Here is a 14,114-nt window from a genome sequence, read left to right as displayed (position 1 = left end):
AGATAAAAAACTAACACCGATCATTCGGTGCGGCAATCATAGATGCGGAGGGTCAGGGGTGTCTGATCGCCAAGAAATAAGAGATGATCTTAAGACTTTGGAGGACGCCATGATCGATTTCTACACAGCCAGCACTCCCAATGGACGCAAAATCGCTTTGATGTTGGAGGAGCTTGAAGTTCCTTATACAGAACACAAAGTGGATCTTTCTAAAAATGAACAAAAATCGCCTGAGTTTTTAGAGATGAATCCCAACGGTAGAATCCCGGTGATTGTGGATCGCCATGGTCCTTACGATCATAAGACCACGGTCTTTGAAAGCGGTGCGATTCTTTATTATCTCGCCGAGAAATACGGAAGCTTTATCGGTCACAGTCTTGAAGAAAAAGCGCACACTCTGCAATGGGTGATGTTTCAGATGTCAGCAATCGGTCCGATGTTTGGGAATTACTATTACGGCGTGAATACGATGAAGCCTGCAAATCCAGGATTCATTGAACGCTTTGAAAAAGAGTGCATTCGCCTTGTCGGAGTCATGGAGCTTCAGCTTCAAAAAAACGAATATCTTGCTGGAAGCACCTACACGATTGCGGATATCGCGACGTACCCGTGGATCGTAGGATTCACAAAATCAAAGCCGGAATGGTTTGAATCTAAACCTTCAGTTCTTCGCTGGATTCAGAAGGTGAGTGAGCGACCTGCGGTGAAGAAGGTTCTGCCTTAAGATTTTTAAAATCCCAAAGGTTTTGGTCCATCATCTGGCTGGGTTTCACGTTGGACATTGCCGTTTGAATGGAAGCATAGATGTTTGGGATCTCTTTTTCGAGATCTCGAACAAGTTTTTTCACTCTTTGACGTTTTAATCCATCTTGAGAGCCGCAAAGATTGCAGGGAATGACTGGGAATGCCCAGATCGCGGCAAGTTCTTCGATTTCTCTCTCTGAAACATAAGACAAGGGACGAACTAAAATATTTCTTCCATCGTCAGAAAGAAGTTTCGGAGGCATGCTCGCCGTTGTTCCGACATAGAAAAGATTTAAAAGAGCCGTATGAACGACGTCATCACGATGATGTCCCAGAGCCAATTTTGTAAATCCATTGTCATAAGCAAAATCATACAAAATCGCGCGACGAAGACGGGAACAAAGCGAACAATAAATTCCACCTTGCACTTTTTCTTTCACAATTGAATATGTGTCTTTTTCAATAACGTGAAGTTTGATGCCAAGACCTTCAACCCAGGATTTGAATTTCGCAGCATCAAATCCCGGTTGTTTTTGATCCAGGATTGCGGCTTCCAGATGAAATCTTCTTTCCGAGCGGCGCTGAATTTCTGTGAGCAAAGCCAAGAGAACACTCGAATCCTTGCCGCCAGAAACACAAACCATGATCTTGTCTCCGTCTTCAATCATATTGAAGTCGTTCAAAGCTTGGACAATCTGTTTGCGAATTTTAATGGCTAAAGGGTTTTCGAAATCTATTTTCATGTCGGCTCCACAGGCAGAGCACTTCTATCTGAAATCTCAAAGGTTTGTCGAGCTAATTTAAGACCCGCTGAGCGCAAAGCCTCAACGCCACGGACATAAACCTTATCACCAATATTGAATTGCGATCCGTAATTGTCGATAAAATAAATAATTTTCACTTCAATCCAATGTTCATTGGTGTCACTTACATAAGCCCAAGGCGCTGGAATACCACGAATTTCGCCGATTCCGGCGACGGTGCGTTCGAGAATCTGTTTTGCCAGCTCGACATTCTCCCCGTAAGCCAAACGGAAGATCTGACGACGAACAATCGGATTTTCAGGCGGGGAGAAGTTGGAAATCGTAGCATTGGCCATAAAACGATTTGGCAGAGTGATCAACTCATCTGAAAAGCCCACCAGTGTTGTTGAGCGCCAAGTAATCTCGCGCACTTGTCCCGTGGTTTTTTGAATTCCACTCACAACTTCAAGCCAGTCCCCGATTTCAAAGTTGCGATCAACCTGCAAAGAGATTCCGGCAAAAAGATTTCCCAGAGTATCTTGCAACGCCAAACCCAGAATCACGGAAGCCGCCGCCGATGTCGCAAGAAGCGGCCCCACCTCAAGTCCAAAGACATGAGTGATGCCCCAGAATAAAAGCACAATGGAGAGAATCAAAGAAAAGATATTCACCAGAAGCAAAGGCACGCCGTGCTTCATAGAACCTAAAAACAAGTACTGAAGAATGATCAAGCGAGAGGTTTTAACAAAAACAACGTTACCCCAGATGAAAGTCACTAGTGCCACATAAGGTGTGACCTTGGCGAGTGTTCCTAGTTGCGGTTCGGAAGTTTGTAAGAAGATAAAAACAAGAAATAAAAAACTCAGAACGACGTAATGACGAAGCAAAGTTCTGAAATGATTGCGCAGACTGCGATGTCTTTCCTCGCTCGCTTCACGCAGGAAGAACTTATAAAACACCCAAGTGATGGCGATCAAACAGCCCAAAAGTATGAAGGGTTCTAGCTCTAAAAGCCCATAGAGTGCCTGAATTTTGATAAACTTTTCTGCCATGGTATTTGGGTCCCTCTTAAAGTCCTATTATAGTGACTATTTTTTAGTCTAGTCGAGTCTAAAATTTGTGAGGAGTGTAATCTGTGTCCTCGAAGCTGCCGATAAAGACAGCATGAAAAAACACAGTTTATACTTTGCTTTAGGGATGATGATGACGGCTTGCGCTCCGCAAGGATACGAAGCTGCAAACAACATTGCTTCACAAACGGCGCAAGACATCGCGTGTAAGGACAAGGAATTAGAAACAAAGCTCTGGGATGGCCTTAAAACTTATCTTTTGGAGCAGAAATCCATTCCCACGGCCGATACCATGAAGCAGGCCATGCATGACCAAGTGGATAAGTTGGCGGAGCAAAATCCGCAACTGACATCCGGTGATGTGAAGCGTCTTTCCAAAGACCTTGATCAGTTGGTGGATTCACTTTTATCCGAAGCACCACAAGGCGAGCGCGTTGAAACGCCAGAACAGCTTTTGATTCTGTTGTCGGCGATCGACGTCGGAGACCGCACAACGGTTTTCCGCTCCTACATGCAAGACAAAGTGCGTGGCAATTTCAACCAGCTTCAAAAAACAGTTCAATCATTTGAACTTAATTGCCCGGCTCCCTCCGGCGATAGCAACACAACAGCCGGTGTAACGCCAACACAGCCGGAACCGAACCGTGATTATGAATATCACAAACAACAAGCTTTAAATTCGGGAACGCCGTTGTCGGTCTTTGGTGGTCGTTGGGCTTTTGCGACGGCTTATCAAAGTTGCCAAAGCATCCAACTTCCGTCGATGAATGATCAAACTCCTGAGGTGCAAGGTATTAGCATCGTCGGTAAACACTCCGATGGTGTCGGCAGCAAGCGTATGATCGCAAGCCTTTCGAAGGTGCAAAGCACGCACTACTACGTGCGCGATATGAGTTCTTACGGACAAGGCTGCTTCAATGTTCGCAGCAATCCATTGATTTATGATTACGGTGGAAAGCCCTACGCGACAACAGCGACGGACTCTCCGATTGATCTTTTTAAAAATAACGGTGACGGCACAAGTGTTCTAGGTATTGACTGCTCTGGATATGTCTTCACCTCCATGGCGACGGCAGGACTAAGACTCAAAGCCGGCCGCGCTCTGAAAGCTTCAGACTCTTGGGCGTGGGGATCTAGCTCTTACGTAGAGCCTCAAGACAACGGTCTGACGTGCTTAAGTAAAATCTCTGTGACACCAGCGGTTTCTATGAAAGCAGGAGATATTGTTGCTGTTTACGGACACGTTCTTTTGATTGATAAAGTGGGTGCAGATCCTTTCGGTATTGCTTCAGCGAAAACCGAAGCGGATTGCAAAAAGATCACTTCAGACGGTTTTAATTTTGTAGTTGCGCAAAGTGCTCCGAGCAAAGGTGGCATTGGTATTAACTACTATGAAGCCCGCAACTATCTGCCAACGAGCAGTAAAATGAAAACGGGTCTTGAGAAGTATGCGTACTATGCATGTATGGCCAAAGTCTCTAATAAGACCTATACGCCGAATGTAGGAACACTCTCGGTTGTGCGTCACAAAGGCACTCCGGAGTGTATGGCTCCTCGAGTGAAAATGGCTCGTGAAAGCTGCATTCAATCATGCTCTTCGTTTGTTCGTTAAAAACGGCTGACGAACTTTCAGACACAAGTGACAAACAGGGTCTCTGTGGAAACACAGGGACCTTTTTATTTGTCTTTGGCAGAGAGAAAACATCACGAAAAAATTTAATTTGTTAGTCGGTGCGAAAGTCCTGGGCCTGTGATATAAATTCAATCCATGAAAAACTCTCTACTTACAATTCTGACTATTAGCTTGTTCTCTGCCAACGTATTTGCCGGCTCTAAAGCTGCGGATAAGAACTACCAGTTCTGTGATGACATCACAAAGGTGGACAAGCTCTTAGATCGCTCTCGAGAGTCTGTACAAAGAATCAAAGATGAAGGCCTTAAGATTGAGCGCATCGTGGTTTCTAAAGACCGCAAAGAGCTTTATCTGATCTCGGGCGAAACAATGCTTAGAGTTTACCCTGTGGCCTTCGGTTCAAATCCTGTTGGTCACAAACAATTTGAAGGAGATGGAAAAACTCCTGAAGGCATTTACTACGTCGATTATAAAAATCCACAAAGTGAATACACCAAAGCTCTTCATGTTTCTTATCCTAACAAGAAGGACGTAGAATTCGCCAAGGCCCAAGGTAAGTCTGCAGGCGGCGACATTATGATTCACGGTCTTCCAAGTGATGATAGAAAACGTCAGGTGGTCGGTGCGATTCATCCGATGAACTGGACGCGCGGCTGCGTGGCAGTGACGAACGAGCAGATCGCAGATATTTATTCTTTAGTTCAGGAAAACACGCTTGTTGAAATTTGCAAAATGACGACGGACGACAAGAGTGATGATGGAAGAACAACGATTTCCATCCCGGCTAAAAGAAATTAATCGTTCGACAAACCCCTAGCTAAGGTCTAGCTCGCGCAAAAATCATCCTCAGTCAAGCCTGTTTCGTTTAGCATCAGGTGTGGAGGTTGAATGACACAGGCGGAGCTAAAAAGACCTACAGGGGTTTTTCTTCTAGCTTTTCTTTTTATTCTCGCCCCTTTAGGAAATTTGCTGATTAGCTTTGCCGGAAGTGGAGTGTCTGGGTGGTATGAACCTTCCGTTCTTTTTGCATTCTTGCAGAGTGTTTCAACGCTCGATTGGCTGTGGCTAAGTCTTTTATTTCTTACAGGTGTTCTGTTATTCCGTCCTCATAAAACATCGTGGTCTCTTGCGATTGTTTCTTTGAGTCTGGTCTTATTGATCAATGCTTATCGCTTCTTTTCTCATGATCTTTCTCACGAAGGCTCCTTCGCGCAATGGCAGCTTGTTTTCTCAAGTCTTGTGACCATCGCCATTCTGATTCTTGCGTTTTATTTCCGTTTTCCTTACTTGGATCGCCGTGCGCGTTGGCTTTTCCCAACAGCACATCGTTATGAGTTCCGCACGCCCGTGAACATTGTCGGTCAGGATATTTTTGAAGGTGTCACGGAATCAATCTCTATTGCGGGCACCCGTGTGCTTTTAAAGCGGGACATGGAAGGCACTTCCAAAGAGCTTAAATACGTGGACGTGATCTTTCCTAAGATTCGCAATATCAAGGTCAAGGCCAGGGTGGTTGAGTACCGCGATAATGTCTTGCGATTGAAGTTTAAAGAGTTGGAGCAAAGAGATCGAGGCTATCTTTTGGACTGGATTCGATCTCAAATTGAGACATCGAACGAATCTCCGGGATAAGTCCGGGTTCTTGTTAAGTTTTTTAAAAAGTGTACCGAAAAGACTCAAAAGCATGAGGTCGTTATGAAATGGAAGTTGAAACCTTTTTCTTTCTTTAAAAATTTCGCTGCGGGAGTTTCCGTCGTTACGATGTGTATTTCTCCTTTGGCAGAAGGCGCAGCGGCAGCTTCGCAAAAGAAACTGATCAATCAATATCTGAAAGAAACAGGTCTCACGACAAAGAAAATGACTGTGGGTGAATACTGGAAGATGGTTCGTCACGTTTATCCAGATAAATTGCAAACGCAAATGGATGAATGGGTTCGTTTGAACCGCAATGAACTTATGCCAAACATTGAAGCGACAAGCTTCAAAGATTCCGATGGCAATGAGCAAGTGCGTTTGACTCTCACAAAAGACGGCCAATCAGCGACTTTGACTTACACGGGTGATGAAGACAAACCACTCAAAGTCAATGGTGTGTCTTTCTCGAAAAAAGAATTGATGAACTATAACAGCTTTAATGATGTTGCTGGAAAGTTGGCAAAAGAAGATCCGACTATCAATAAAGCTTTGAAAACGGGAAAACAAGGTCGCGTGAGCAACAACCCGGTTTTATCCTGGACGGAGTATAAACAACTCAGCCCCCGTCAAAGAGCGGAATACATGGTTCGTATGCGTATGGCTATGGAAGCGGCTGACAAAGTGATTAAAATTATCAGCAAAAATCAAAGAGCTTCTTATCAGCCAGAAAATAAATATGAATACGTTCTTCAGGTTCTTTTCGGAGGCACAGCTTACGCAGGAGCTTTAACAGGCCAAAACTGTATCATTGCCGGTTATATTTCTAAATACGGTAAAGATGATTCTTGCGGTAGTGAGAAAAAAGGCGGCGCACTGAACGCGGATCTTCGCGGTCAAATGGAAGCGCGCCGTGGTAGCTGCTCTGGCAACTCTGTAGCTTGTAATCCGTTGGTTTACGGCTTTAAAGCTGGTGGCGCTTCTTATTGCGTTGGTGGTTCTGAAATTCAATACGCGACTTCAAAGTGTAATGATCTTTCTCCGGTAGGAACGCCTCAAGATAAAAAACGTATCATTGAGTCTTACTTGGAACATGCTGCTGGTAAAAAAGTAGATTTGAAGTTGAACGAAGAAGGTAAAATTCCTGAATCTCAAAAAGCAGAAATTGAACCGTTCTTGGGTGAGCTTCGTGATATGTTGAACGATGCAAATCAAAAATGTAGCACAGCACCTTTGTTGAAAGTGACTCAACAACGTAAAGAACAAGACGACGCTTGTAAAAAACTTCAAACACGTATGATTGCATTGGAAACATTCGCGGTGAATCCTGAGCCGATCACGCCTCCAGGAAAATTGCCAGATCCTCCGACGCAAACATGTAATGACCAAACAGGCGGAGCTAGTCCAACAGCGAATGGAAAAGGCTGTAAATGTCCTGAAGGTCAAAAAGAGGGCGAAGGCGGCATCTGTATGATCGTTGAGACAGGTGGCAAAGGCGACCTTCCAGGCGGTAAAGATGTTAAGAAAGCTGATGACTGTGGCTTCTGGTGCCGTAACAAAAACTGGATCATCCCAGTGGGTGTTGGTATCGCAGCTCTTGGTTTGTTCTGGTGGTTGTTCAAAGATAAAAACAAAGCCAAAGCGCAAACTCCGACTTATGTTCCACCAGCTCCAGTGCCAGAGCCGACGGCGACGACTTCTCCAACAACACCTGTTGTAGAACCGCCGCCTCCAGCGCCGTGCCCAGCTCCAAACTCGATGATCAACGGAGTTTGTACGCCGCCAGTGATAGTTCCTCCTCCGACACCGACGACTGAGGGGGGAACGAAAACGGATGAACCAGGAAGAGCCGGCGGAGTTCGCTAGGCTCTCTGAAAAGAGACACACGGATGTATATCGATAAACAAAACGATAAAATCACTCCACAGCGGGCTCCTCAAAAAAGAGAAGCCCCTGTGCCGTTAAGGGGCCCGGCGATCCGTCGCCGTCGTCCAGAACCTGCGCCTTCTAAAATCAATAATCTTTTTAAAGATCGCAAAGGTTTGCAGTTTGAGAGCACAGGCTTTCACAGTGGTCCTTCTGCGCGTCGCAAAGGCTATAAACTCGCTTTGTGGTCGTGGTTGGCTTCTTTTATTGATGCCTTGATTTTAGTTTCAGCAAGCTGTGTTTTTCTTTTGGCGTTTTCAATGATTGTGAAAACATCATTCGGTGCGCTCTTAGGTGGTTTTAAGCACAGTCAACATCAGTTGATCTTCTTTGCGGAAGTGTTTTTCGTCTGTGGTTGGCTTTATATGATCGCCATTCGCAGCTTTATGGGGTCAACCATCGGCGAATGGGCTTGTGATCTGCGTTTAGGACAACCTCATGAACGCCTGCAATCCGGTTATATTTTGAAAGTAGCCTTGCGTAGCACTTTGATTTTACTAACAGGTGTTATCACGCTGCCAATTCTTTCATTGGCTTTAGGAAGAGACCTTCCGGGTATCTTCTCAGGTCTCCGTCTTTTTTCTTTGAAGTAAAGTTAACACTTCATAGTGCGCTGTTTGCGGAAACTGGTCGATGATGAAACATTCTTCGATCGAGTATCCGCATTTCTGTAAGCGCTCTAAATCCTTCACCATAGATTCAGGAAAGCATGACATATAAATAAAAAACGGCGGGCGTTGTTCTTCCGATAATTCTTCCAGCGGATTTAAAAATCCCATAAGACCCGAACGGGGAGGATTTGCTAAAACGCCGTCAAACTCAGAAAAATCTTTTGTTAGTTTTTTCTGAAAATCTCCCCGATGAATTTCAATTTTCTCGCGCAAAGATTGCAGACTTGGCGGTAGATTTTCTAAAGTTTTTTGCAAACCTTCCAGCGACAACTCATCAATTTCACAAGCTGTCAGATGCTCAGACGCTGCCAAGGCTGGGAGTGTGAGATTTCCAATGCCGGAACCAAACTCAATGAGGCGCGCTTTGGGAAAAGACTCAATCCATCCGTTAATCACATCGCAAATAATTTTATTTGCACGAAGACTCGGCTGCGTGAAACTCGCAACCTGGCAGTAAAGATCCACAGGGCGATCTTTCATCCAAGTCTGGAACCACACGTTTAATTCCGGATCGCGAAGTTTGTATTCTTGTCCATTCCAAACAGGAACTTTGCGGCGTTGTCCGATTTCAACAAAGGCTTTCTCTTGAAGTCCTCTCAGAATATTTTTCTCATCGAGCAATGTTTTAATATCGACGTTGGCGAAATCAAGCCACACCCCCCTTTGTCCTTCAGGGCCAACTCTCAAACGGATGGAGCCCTTTGCAAAAGGCCATTGAATCTTGCGAAACTCCGTGAGCCACTCTTGCAAAGCGGGTGAAAGCTGTGCACAAGTTTCAAGGTCTACGATCTCGCGCTGGCCTTTGTGGTAAAGACCGAAGCGGCCATTTTCGAGGCTGAAATCCAACCGATCACGCAAGTATGCGGGCCCTGCTGAGAGCACTTTGAGAGGCTTTAAATAGGATAAGTTCTGACCCCTAAATAGTTCTAATAATTGAGTTTTTTTGGCGTCGGTCTGCGCTCCATAAGGCACTTCCAGGGATTGACATCCCGAGCAAACATCTTTGTAGGGACAAAGCACCTTGGTGTCTCTGTCAAAGTTCTCTTTTTCTAACAAGTTTGGCATTGAATGCTTGCCCCGACCTTTGTGCTGTTATATTCCTTGAAACATATTTTACCAGTTCTTTGGGGGGATGATGAGAGTTTTATTTCTTTCATTCATGATGATTTCTTTGGGCGCGGCATCTTGGGCAGCTAACAACAACCCTTGGATGAGAACTTGCCGTATCGATCAAGGCCAATTCTGGGTTCTTAAAGGCGGTTCAGACGAACTTTCCATGTGCCTATTCGGAGATGCTGGTATCGGAGCTGAGGCTTTCTTCCTTTTTAAAACAAATGCAGGTCCTACAGAGGCTGTTCAAGCTTATAAAAATAGAAACTCCTCTTCACCTCGCGGTGGAGTTTGTGGGGCCTTCGATGCGGAGCTTGTGACCGGTAAAGACACGCAAGGGCAGAGTTTTAATATCTGCCGTTTCGAAGATGGTTCTTTGATTGAAGAAACCACATTGTGGTTGGGACCAGGCTCAGGCGCGAATGAAAATTTAGATCGCGCCCTTTCTAAGACTTACTGAGTTTTCGTTTCATCGTGAGGACGCAAAGAGTAGATACAAGAACTTGCGTCCTTAATCACACCATCTTCCAAGTGAAGATCTCTTTGTGTAAATCCTAATGTCACATGCGGATAAAAGGCTTCCGGATTGAAGTCTTCGGCTTTTCCACCTTTGGAAGTGTAAAGCAAGTGCACGGCTTTGCGAATCTGGAAAAGACGATCGGATTCAACAACGGCATAATATGTCGATTCATCTTTACCGTGATCTTTAATGGAACCTTTTCCCACGCACAAAAGTTTGTAAGGCGCCTTCTGCAAACCCATTTCGCTTGCTAGAGCATTGATTTCTTTCATCGAAACTTTCTTTTGGATTTTCTTATACTCCGGCGGCGTGATCACTGTGATGTGAGCTTCTCCGCGATGTTGCAAAGACACGTGTTGAGTTTTTTCAACGTCTCCGCGAAGTTTCTCAAACGCCGGATAAGGAAGTTCTAAGGAAAGATAGGATTTATTATTATCTTTTTTAGAGTCCACCGAAGCAACACCACGGCTGGGTGCCGCTTTTAAATCTTTTTCAGAGTAGCTCAGCGAAGACAGTGCATAGGGAGAAGTGCTTGCACAGGCCGTCAGTGAAAGGGAAATGATAATTCCATGAAACGTGCGCATCATATAGTTTCTTTTCCTTTGCTTGAGTTGACTTAGGAAAGCCCTCCTTTTAGGCTACACGCACTATGAAAAAAGTGAAAGTTCTTCTTACAGTTAGCTGCATTTTCCCTCTTGTTTCTTCGTTAACTTCCTGTCAATTTAAGGAAGCCAAACCCACAAAATCTCCCTCTGAGACTCCGGTTGCTTCTGGTGCTTTCTCGAGTGAAAAGAATGCTCTTGTCGGCGAAGCCCGCCAGTTGACTTTTGTAGGTCCAAAGTCGGGCGAGGGGTATTTCAGTCCTGACGGTAAGAAGATGATCTTCCAAAGCGAACGCGAACCGGGAAATCCATTTTACCAGATGTTTGTGATTGATCTTGTGACGGGTGAAAGTACGCGCGTTTCCCCAGGCGCTGGTAAAACAACGTGTGGCTGGATTCATCCATCCATGAAGAAGGTTCTTTATTCTTCGACACATTTAGATCCAGAGACGAAAAAGAAAACAGCGGAAGAATATGAAAACCGCAAGAAGGCCGTGAAAGCTCGCTACTCTTGGAGCTTTGATGAGAACTACGATATTTTCTCTTCCGATCTTCATGGTAAAAACATTCAGCGCTTAACGACTTCAAAAGGTTACGATGCCGAGGGTTCTTACTCTCCCGACGGCCAGTGGATTGCCTTTGCTTCCAATCGTGCGGGCTACACAGAAAAATTAGAAGGTGAAGATAAGAAGTTCTTTGAACAAGATCCTTCCTACATGATGGACATCTACATCATGAAGGCTGACGGCACTCAAGTAAAACGCCTGACGACTTCAAAAGGTTATGATGGGGGGCCGTTCTTTAGCGCTGATGGTAAGAAGATCACGTGGCGTCGTTTCTCACCAAATGGCGCGACAGCAGAGATCTACACGATGAACGTGGATGGCTCTGAACAAAAACAAGTCACGCAATTAAAATCCATGTCTTGGGCGCCTTTTTTTCATCCATCAGGAGATTACATTATCTTCGGGTCCAGTGTTCTTGGTTACTCCAACTTTGAACTTTTCATTGTGGATGCTAAGGGAACAAAGGCTCCAGTGCGCGTGACTTTTGATGATGGCTTTGATGGTCTTCCGGTATTTACTCCCGATGGCAACAGCCTTTCCTGGACTCATCGAAATGAAAAAGGCGAATCACAAATCATGATCGCAAAATGGGACGATGTCTTAGCGAGAAAACTTCTAGGTCTTTCTGCACAAGATCCGGCCGCGGGCTCTTTGTCTCCAGAAGTTAAAGTGGATGACGTAAAGAAATGGGTTTACTACTTGGCCTCTCCAGAATTCCAAGGACGTGGCACAGGTTCAGGCGAAGAAAAGATTTATACAGAAAAGCTCGCGCAACTCTTTAAGTCTTGGGGGCTTGAAGGTGCCGGTCCTAATGGCTCGTTCTTTCAGACTTTCGAATTCACTTCAGGTGTGGAGCTAGGACCTCAGAATTCACTTGAAGTCGTTGGTTCTTATCAAAAGAAATACGAAGTTTCTAAAGACTTCGAACCGATTTCATTCTCAAAGACAGGTGAGTTCAGGGAAGCTCCGATTGTGTTTGCAGGTTATGGCATCAAAGCTCCAGCTAGTGATAAAGAGACAGAATACAATTCCTACAAAGGTCTTGATGTTAAAGGAAAATGGGTTTTAGTCCTTAATGACCTTCCTGCAGACGTTCCCTCGCAGCGTCGCCATTATTTAAATTTGTATTCTCGTTTGCAACATAAGGTGACTGTCGCAAGAAATGAAGGGGCGATTGGCATTCTTGTCGCAAATGGTGTTGAAAGCGGTCTGCCAGAGAAATTCGGACAGATTAAGTTTGAAGGGTCGCTTTCTGAAAGCACGCTTGCGGTGATCCGTCTTTCGACAAATGCAGCCACAGACCTTGTGAAATATGCGGGTCACAATCTAAGCGCACTCCAAAAGAAACTCGACCGTGGGGAAGTTCTTGAGGGTATCACAATTCCTTCTGCTTATTTGAAAGCCAAAGTCGATCTGCATTTCAAAAAATCGCAAGGCACGAATGTCTTGGCGAAGCTCGCTGTCAAAGGTGCGACTTCTTCTGTGATGATCGGCGCTCACGGAGATCACTTAGGTCATGGACAGTTTGGAAGCAGTCTTGCTCGTGGCGCTGAAATGGGTCGTTCGCACTTTGGTGCTGATGACAATGCTTCAGGTGTCTCTGGTGTGATGGAACTCGCCCATTACTATGCTGATCTAAAAAAGAATTCTCCCCATAAGCTGCAAAAGAATTTGTACTTTGCCGTTTGGTCAGGCGAAGAGCTTGGTAACTTGGGCTCATCTCATTTCACTAAAGATATGGTGAAACATAATATCTCAGCTTATATCAACATGGACATGATCGGTCGCCTCAACGGCCGTGTCTTTGTTCAAGGTTTGGGTTCAGGAAATACATGGTCACAGTTGGCCGAAGAAGTAGGCATTCGCACAGCAGTTCCGATGATCGTGCAAGAAGATCCTTATTTGCCAACAGACTCCATGTCCTTTTATATGGCGGGCGTTCCGACGGCGAATTTCTTTACGGGCTCTCACGGTGAATATCACACGCCTCGCGACACAGCCGATCTTGTAAACTATGAAGGGGTTGTTAAAGTTCTTAAGGCCGTTCAGGGCTTCACGGACCTTTTAAGCGATTCTAAAGTGCCTATGGTGAAATATGTGAAGGTCGCCAGTTCACAAAACAAACTTGAAGGCCGCACCTTCCGTGTGTACTTGGGAACTATTCCTGATTATTCGCAAGAAGGTGTGAAAGGTGTTCGCGTCACGGGAGCATCGAAAGAAAGTCCGGCTGAAAAAGCCGGCATTAAAGAAAAAGATATTATCGTTGAGTTTGACGGAACTAAGATCGAAAACCTTTACGATTACGTTTACACTCTTCAATCGGTGAAACCTAACAAAGAAACCGTGATGAAGGTGCTTCGTGATGGCAAGGTGATCGATCTTAAGATCACGCCTAAGCTAAAAGAATAATTAGTCACCACGTGAAACAAGAACGCTGCGGACGATGTCTACGGCGTTCTTTTGCGCATCTAGAAGCACTGTGAATTGGACGCCTGTTTCTCCCATAGGACGGTAAGAAATAAACAGAGTGCAATCAGCTGTCTTTTCATCTTGTTGAATTTGGCATTTTGTATCGACACCCGAAATCGGGCTTTCCAGATTTTCGATATCGCGCCCTTCTTCAAGGCGTTTTAAAATTTCATCATTATAGGCTCTTACTTTTCCTAAGATGTCTGAAAGTCTTTCGCTGTCATGAACGTCACCTGACATTCTGATAGAATCTGCATTGTTTTCCAAAAGTGTATAAGCCTGCTCTTGAAGTTTTTGATCATTCAAAGAATCAAAGGCTGAAGCCTGTGCCTGAGCAGCAAATAAAAAAGGAAGAGCCAAAACGATCAAAGACTTACGCATAAAAAACCTCCAAGAATATTAAAATATTAACAAGGCGGGGAGGTGCA

13 protein-coding genes are annotated in these 14,114 nt (G+C 44.9%); 8 read left to right on the top strand and 5 right to left on the bottom strand.

Annotated features, from left to right (window positions below):
• Nucleotides 1-109 precede the first annotated feature (109 nt).
• A complete protein-coding gene (locus tag ACLSSO_RS09585) occupies nt 110-724 on the top strand; it encodes a glutathione S-transferase family protein (protein WP_413942628.1) in 615 nt (204 codons plus the stop codon).
• Here the strand turns inward: ACLSSO_RS09585 and ttcA are convergent.
• On the bottom strand, nt 654-1,487 hold the full coding sequence (gene ttcA / locus ACLSSO_RS09580; RefSeq protein WP_413942627.1) for a tRNA 2-thiocytidine(32) synthetase TtcA: 834 nt from the start codon (nt 1,485-1,487) through the stop codon (nt 654-656). The two genes, ACLSSO_RS09585 and ttcA, sit on opposite strands and share 71 nt — an antisense overlap.
• Complete coding sequence (locus tag ACLSSO_RS09575; RefSeq protein ID WP_295906112.1) at nt 1,484-2,539, bottom strand: mechanosensitive ion channel family protein; 1,056 nt, start codon at nt 2,537-2,539, stop codon at nt 1,484-1,486. Before ACLSSO_RS09575 ends, ttcA begins: the two co-directional genes overlap by 4 nt.
• A 112-nt stretch (nt 2,540-2,651) precedes the next feature.
• On the opposite strand from ACLSSO_RS09575, the gene ACLSSO_RS09570 reads away from it, so the two are divergent.
• From ACLSSO_RS09570 to ACLSSO_RS09550, 5 genes are all read left to right on the top strand, one after another.
• Nucleotides 2,652-4,169 carry a hypothetical protein gene (locus tag ACLSSO_RS09570; RefSeq protein WP_413942626.1) on the top strand — a complete coding sequence of 506 codons (1,518 nt, stop codon included), beginning with the start codon at nt 2,652-2,654 and terminating at the stop codon, nt 4,167-4,169.
• Nucleotides 4,170-4,325: 156 nt separating this feature from the next.
• Complete coding sequence (locus ACLSSO_RS09565; RefSeq protein WP_295905623.1) at nt 4,326-4,988, top strand: L,D-transpeptidase family protein; 663 nt, start codon at nt 4,326-4,328, stop codon at nt 4,986-4,988.
• Nucleotides 4,989-5,078: 90 nt separating this feature from the next.
• A complete protein-coding gene (locus tag ACLSSO_RS09560; protein ID WP_413942625.1) occupies nt 5,079-5,822 on the top strand; it encodes a PilZ domain-containing protein in 744 nt (247 codons plus the stop codon).
• 63 nt (nt 5,823-5,885) lie between these two features.
• Nucleotides 5,886-7,688: a hypothetical protein gene (locus ACLSSO_RS09555; RefSeq protein ID WP_413942624.1), complete on the top strand. Its 1,803-nt coding sequence runs from the start codon at nt 5,886-5,888 to the stop codon at nt 7,686-7,688.
• Between the two features lie 23 nt (nt 7,689-7,711).
• Entirely contained in the window at nt 7,712-8,341 is a 630-nt protein-coding gene (locus ACLSSO_RS09550; RefSeq protein WP_413944793.1) for a hypothetical protein, read from the top strand.
• Here ACLSSO_RS09550 and ACLSSO_RS09545 read toward each other — a convergent pair.
• Nucleotides 8,312-9,277 carry an RNA methyltransferase gene (locus ACLSSO_RS09545; protein WP_413944792.1) on the bottom strand — a complete coding sequence of 322 codons (966 nt, stop codon included), beginning with the start codon at nt 9,275-9,277 and terminating at the stop codon, nt 8,312-8,314. The genes ACLSSO_RS09550 and ACLSSO_RS09545 overlap by 30 nt on opposite strands.
• A 274-nt stretch (nt 9,278-9,551) precedes the next feature.
• Here ACLSSO_RS09545 and ACLSSO_RS09540 point away from each other — a divergent pair, with 274 nt between their 5' ends.
• Entirely contained in the window at nt 9,552-9,989 is a 438-nt protein-coding gene (locus tag ACLSSO_RS09540) for a hypothetical protein (protein ID WP_295905613.1), read from the top strand.
• Here the strand turns inward: ACLSSO_RS09540 and ACLSSO_RS09535 are convergent.
• Complete coding sequence (locus tag ACLSSO_RS09535) at nt 9,983-10,636, bottom strand: hypothetical protein (RefSeq protein ID WP_413944791.1); 654 nt, start codon at nt 10,634-10,636, stop codon at nt 9,983-9,985. The two genes, ACLSSO_RS09540 and ACLSSO_RS09535, sit on opposite strands and share 7 nt — an antisense overlap.
• 62 nt (nt 10,637-10,698) lie before the next feature.
• Here ACLSSO_RS09535 and ACLSSO_RS09530 point away from each other — a divergent pair, with 62 nt between their 5' ends.
• Nucleotides 10,699-13,626: a M28 family peptidase gene (locus ACLSSO_RS09530; protein WP_413944790.1), complete on the top strand. Its 2,928-nt coding sequence runs from the start codon at nt 10,699-10,701 to the stop codon at nt 13,624-13,626.
• Here ACLSSO_RS09530 and ACLSSO_RS09525 read toward each other — a convergent pair whose 3' ends face one another.
• Nucleotides 13,627-14,067, bottom strand: coding sequence for a metalloproteinase domain-containing protein (locus ACLSSO_RS09525; RefSeq protein WP_413944789.1), 441 nt, complete (start codon nt 14,065-14,067; stop codon nt 13,627-13,629).
• Between the last annotated feature and the right edge of the window lie 47 nt (nt 14,068-14,114).

Source organism: Bdellovibrio sp. HCB-162 (genome assembly GCF_047344985.1).
Taxonomy (GTDB): domain Bacteria; phylum Bdellovibrionota; class Bdellovibrionia; order Bdellovibrionales; family Bdellovibrionaceae; genus Bdellovibrio.
This window is presented reverse-complemented; position numbering and strand designations above follow the sequence as displayed.

What these genes read in the sequence shown, in the direction of transcription:
- ACLSSO_RS09540 (WP_295905613.1), top strand. Translation starts at nt 9,552, where the DNA reads ATGATGAGAGTTTTATTTCTTTCATTCATGATGATTTCTTTGGGCGCG.
- ACLSSO_RS09570 (WP_413942626.1), top strand. Translation starts at nt 2,652, where the DNA reads ATGAAAAAACACAGTTTATACTTTGCTTTAGGGATGATGATGACGGCT.
- ACLSSO_RS09560 (WP_413942625.1), top strand. Translation starts at nt 5,079, where the DNA reads ATGACACAGGCGGAGCTAAAAAGACCTACAGGGGTTTTTCTTCTAGCT.
- ACLSSO_RS09525 (WP_413944789.1), bottom strand. Translation starts at nt 14,067, where the DNA reads ATGCGTAAGTCTTTGATCGTTTTGGCTCTTCCTTTTTTATTTGCTGCT.
- ACLSSO_RS09550 (WP_413944793.1), top strand. Translation starts at nt 7,712, where the DNA reads ATGTATATCGATAAACAAAACGATAAAATCACTCCACAGCGGGCTCCT.
- ACLSSO_RS09565 (WP_295905623.1), top strand. Translation starts at nt 4,326, where the DNA reads ATGAAAAACTCTCTACTTACAATTCTGACTATTAGCTTGTTCTCTGCC.
- ACLSSO_RS09555 (WP_413942624.1), top strand. Translation starts at nt 5,886, where the DNA reads ATGAAATGGAAGTTGAAACCTTTTTCTTTCTTTAAAAATTTCGCTGCG.
- ACLSSO_RS09535 (WP_413944791.1), bottom strand. Translation starts at nt 10,636, where the DNA reads ATGATGCGCACGTTTCATGGAATTATCATTTCCCTTTCACTGACGGCC.
- ACLSSO_RS09575 (WP_295906112.1), bottom strand. Translation starts at nt 2,539, where the DNA reads ATGGCAGAAAAGTTTATCAAAATTCAGGCACTCTATGGGCTTTTAGAG.
- ACLSSO_RS09530 (WP_413944790.1), top strand. Translation starts at nt 10,699, where the DNA reads ATGAAAAAAGTGAAAGTTCTTCTTACAGTTAGCTGCATTTTCCCTCTT.
- ACLSSO_RS09585 (WP_413942628.1), top strand. Translation starts at nt 110, where the DNA reads ATGATCGATTTCTACACAGCCAGCACTCCCAATGGACGCAAAATCGCT.
- ttcA (WP_413942627.1), bottom strand. Translation starts at nt 1,487, where the DNA reads ATGAAAATAGATTTCGAAAACCCTTTAGCCATTAAAATTCGCAAACAG.